Annotated in this window: 2 protein-coding genes; one reads left to right on the top strand and one right to left on the bottom strand. The window is 74.2% G+C overall.

Annotated elements, in window-relative coordinates; translation table 11 throughout:
- Positions 1 to 559: SAM-dependent methyltransferase (locus ACYVPE_RS39315; protein ID WP_461038645.1), on the top strand; the 559-nt coding region annotated here is incomplete at its 5' end.
- A 300-nt stretch (positions 560 to 859) separates the two neighbouring features.
- On the opposite strand, the gene ACYVPE_RS39310 is transcribed toward ACYVPE_RS39315, so the two are convergent.
- Positions 860 to 4,396 carry a type I polyketide synthase gene (locus ACYVPE_RS39310; RefSeq protein WP_461038646.1) on the bottom strand — a complete coding sequence of 1,179 codons (3,537 nt, stop codon included), beginning with the start codon at positions 4,394 to 4,396 and terminating at the stop codon, positions 860 to 862.
- Between the last annotated feature and the right edge of the window lie 68 nt (positions 4,397 to 4,464).

Here is a 4,464-nt window from a genome sequence, read left to right as displayed (position 1 = left end):
TGAAGCCCCGGAGTCGCGCATCGTCTACGTCGACAACGACCCGCTGGTACTGGCGTACGCCCAGGCCCTGCTCACCAGTTCGCCGGAGGGCGCCACCAGGTACATCGACGCCGACCTGCGCCATCCGGAAAGGATCGTGGCTGCTGCCCGGAGCACCCTGGACTTCACCCGGCCCATCGCCTTGGTCCTGTCGGACGTCATGGGGCACGTGGCCGACGACGAGGAAGCCCAGTCGATCGTGCGTCGGCTGGTCGCCGAGCTGGCTCCGGGCAGTTACCTCGTGCTCAGCCACGGCGTCGCCCTCGACCCGGTCCTCATCGCGGCCCAGCAGGAGTACAACGACTCCGGCGCCGTGCCCTACGTGTTGCGCACCCCAGAACGCATCGAGCGGTTCTTCGAGGGCATGGAGTTCGTGCCTCCCGGGGTGGTATCCATGCCCCGATGGCGTGCCGATGTGCCCGCACTCGTGGAGGAGCCCAACGGTGTCGGGATGGGAGGCGTCGGGTGCTGGGCAAGCTCGGCACGACACACGAGGGGCGGCATCGGCACACCGCCCTGATCCGGGACGGCTGGCGGGACTCCGAGGTGTTCAGCATCCTCGAAGCGGAATGGCGCCCGAACTCCGCCGCCGAATGCGGCGGTTTCCCGGAGCCGGGCGAGCAGTAGGCAATCACTCACCCGCCCACCCGCCGGGACGGCTCTGCTTCCGGCCCGTCCGCGCGCGGACGGGGGAGAGGGCCAGGAGTCGACCCCGGAGGCTACGGCACCGGCGGCACCCGGTGGGCCGGCCGGCGCCACGCGTTCGAGGCGCCGGCCCCTCACCGGAGCGGAGTGGGGACATCACGTCCCTGACCGGCCGTCACCCCCGATCGCGCTGCGCCATCAGCTCGTCGCGCAGGTACCCGACCAGGGACGAAGGGGACGGGTGCTCGAAGACGACGACCGCCGGCAGTTGCAGACCGGTGGCCCCGCACAGGATGTTGCGCAGCTCGAGACCGGTGAACGACGTGAAGCCGATCTCCAGGAACGTCAGCGAACTGTCGATCTCGTCGGGAGTCTCGTGCCCCAGCACCTCGGCGGCCGCCGAGCACACCAGGTCGAGCAGCAGTTCCTCCTGCTCCCCGGCGCCCAGACCGTCGAGCCGCCGTTGCAACTCGGCCGGCCCGTCTCCCGCGCCGGGCAGACCGGCACGCCCGTCGTCGCCGTTCAACAGCGGCCTCACCTCGGGCAGCTCGGCCAGCAACGCGCCATAGGGTGTGTGCGCGAACGCCAGGGCGAGCATGGTGTCCGCGTCTCCCGTCTCCACCAGTGCGCACGTCCGCGCGTCGTCCAGGGCGATCCGCGACAACAGACCGGCCGCTCGACCCGGGTCCATCGGGCGCGTCCCCGGCAACACCTCGTCCGCGTCCGGGCCCGGCGGTTCCACCGCCTGCGGCCCCCACGCCACAACCGTCGCCGGCAGCCCCTCGGCCCGGAAGCGCCGTGACAGCGCCTCACACACCGCGTGCAGGGCCGCCGCCCCGCCCCGCCCCGGCGCGCCGACCGCCGCCGCGAACGAGCTGAACAGCCAGAACCTCGCGACGTCCCGCCCTCGCGTCAGCTCGCCCAGGGCCGTCGCCTCGGCGACGGCGGCGGACACGGCGCGCGCCGTGTCCGCCGTGTCCGCCGCGTCCCATCCGGCAAGCAGCCGGTCGCCGGGCAGGGGCGGGCTGTACAACACGCTCAGCGGGCCGTCGGACGCGAGCTGGTCGAGGGTGGCGGCGAGTCGATCGCGGCTCGCGGGATCGCCGTCCACGACGTTCACCGTGGCACCGAAGGCCGCCAGTTCGGCCTCCAGGACCCGCACCGCCTCCTCGTCCCGCTCCTCGGCCGGAACGGCGAGCAGCAGCAACCCGCACCCTTCCGCGACGCACTGGCGCATCGCGTGGGCGACGTACGGGGTGAGCCGGCCGGCCACCAACACCGGGCCGGACGCCGGAACCTCGTCGCGGAACGCCGGCGGAGGCGTGCGGCGCAGCCGCAGCCCGTACACGCCGCCGGCCCGGATCGCCACCTGCCGCTCGACCGGCCGGGCGACCGGCCGGGCCAGGAACCGGACCAGGTGCTCGAGGACCCGGTCATCGGGCTCGGCCGGCAGGTCCACCAGACCGCCGTCCGGTTCCGGGCGTTCCGCCGTGGCGGCCCGGCCCAGCCCCCACAGCATGGCCTGCCCGTCGGTGGGCCGCTCGGCGGGGCCGACCGCCGTCCCGCCGTGGCTGAGCCACCACAGCGGGGCCCGCACGCCCATGTCCCGCAGGGCCTGCACCAGCGCGACCGACTGAGCCAACGCCGTGACCGCCCTCTCCACACCGTCCACGGCCAGGCCGAGCAGCGACAGCACGCCACCCACCTCACGCCCGCCGGCGTCCGCGTCCTTCAGCCGCGCCAGCAGGCCGGACCGCTCGATGTCGCCCTGCTCGGCCGCCACGGTGACGACCCGGGCGCCGTGACGGGTCAGGGCGGCGTCGACACCGGCGACCAGCGGGTCGGCGGCCCGGTCCGCCGGCACGACCAGCAGCCAGGTGCCGCTCGGGGCGGCCCGCAGGCCGGCGCCCGGAAGCCGCGTCCAGTCGAGACGGTGACTCCAGGAACCCTGCCTGCGCCAGCCACCGAGCGCGGGAAGCAACTGCCGCATCGCCTCCGCCTGGGGACTGCTCAGCCGCAGCTCCCGGGCGAGCGCGGCCACGTCCCCGGCCTCGATCGCCGCCCACAGGGCGTCGTCGCGGCCCTGCCCCGTCGGCTGCTGCCCGGCGGACGTCTCCGGCGCGGCCAACCAGTAGGTCTGCCGCTGGAAGGCGTACGTCGGCAGGGCCACGGCGCGCCGCCCACCGCGCCGGGCGAGCAGTTCGGTCCACGCGAGGTCCTTCCCGGCCGTCCACAGCGCGGCGAGGGCCGACACGAACGTCCGCTCGTCGTCGCGGTCGCCGCGCAGGGCGGGCGCCAGCACCGGCGGCTCGGCGGCCAGGCACTCGCGCGCCATGGAACTGAGGACGGCGTCCGGGCCGACTTCGACGAAGGACGTGGCGCCGGCGGCCTCCAGGGCCGTGACGCCCTGCTGGTACAGGACGGTGGCGCGAATGTGCTCGGCCCAGTAGTCGGGTGAGGCGAGCTGCTCGGCAGTGGCCGGCCCGCCGGTGACGTTCGAGACGACGGGGATACGGGGAGCCGCGTAGCCGAGACCGGCGGCGACCTCCCGGAACGCCCCCAGGACGTCGTCCATGTGCGGTGAGTGGAAGGCGTGACTGGTGCGCAGCCGCTTGGTCTTCCGTCCCGCCGCCCGCAACCGGCCGGCCACCTCGCGCACCGCCTCCGCGTCACCCGACATCACCGTCGACGCCGGGCCGTTGACCGCCGCGATCGCCACCCGCTCGGCCACGTCCGCGAGCGCCTCGCGAACCTCGTTCACCGGGGCACGGACCGACACCATGGCCCCACCGGCGGGGGCGGACTGCATCAGGCGACCGCGCGCGGCCACCAGGAGGCAGGCGTCCTCCAGGGACAGCACCCCGGCCACGTGCGCCGCCACCAGCTCACCGACCGAGTGCCCCATCACGATATCCGGGCGGACACCGAACGACTCGAACAGCCGGAACAGCGCCGTCTCCACCGCGAAGAGCCCCGGCTGCGCGTACCGCGTCTGATCCAGCAGGGTCGCCTCAGGCGTGTGGGGGGCGGCGAACACCACGTCCCGCAGGCGTCGTTCCAGGTGTGGGTCGCAGTGGGCGCAGGCGGTGTCGAACGCCTCGGCGTAGACCGGGAACGCCTCGTACAGGCCGCGCCCCATCCCCGGACGCTGGCTGCCCTGCCCGGTGAACAGGAACGCCGTCCGCCCGCCGGCCGCGTCAGCCACGCTGCCCAGCACGACGTCCGGGGAGGCGCCCCCCTCGGCCAGGGTCCGCAGCGAGCGCCGTAGGGCGTCCTGGGTTTCGCCCAACACCACCGCCCGGTGCGGAAACGTGGTGCGCGTCGTCGCCAGAGCGTGCCCGACGTCCGCGAGGCTCGTCTCCCCCGCCTCCGGGCCGCCGGACAGCGTGTCGAGCAGCCGCCCGGCCTGGGCGCGCAGCGCCTCCGAACTCCGCGCCGAGAGCGTCCAGGGGACGGTGCCCGGCACCGCCGTGAGCTCGGCGTCGGGCACCGGATCCTCGGAGGCGGCGGACTCGGGTGCTTCTTCCACGATGACGTGGGCGTTGGTGCCGCTGATGCCGAAGGAGGAGATGCCGGCGCGGCGGGGTTGGTCGCCCGCCTGCCAGGGCTGGGCCCGGGTCAGTAGGGATACGGCGCCGGTGGACCAGTCGACGTGTGGTGAGGGCTCGTCGATGTGGAGGGACGCGGGCAGGACCTCGTTGCGTATCGCCATGACCATCTTGATGACCCCGGCCACACCCGCCGCGGCCTGGGTGTGACCGATGTTCGACTTGATCGACC

This window comes from Streptomyces mayteni (assembly GCF_054783955.1).
The sequence above is the reverse complement of the archived record's forward strand: the minus strand, read 5'-3'. Positions and strand labels throughout refer to the sequence as shown.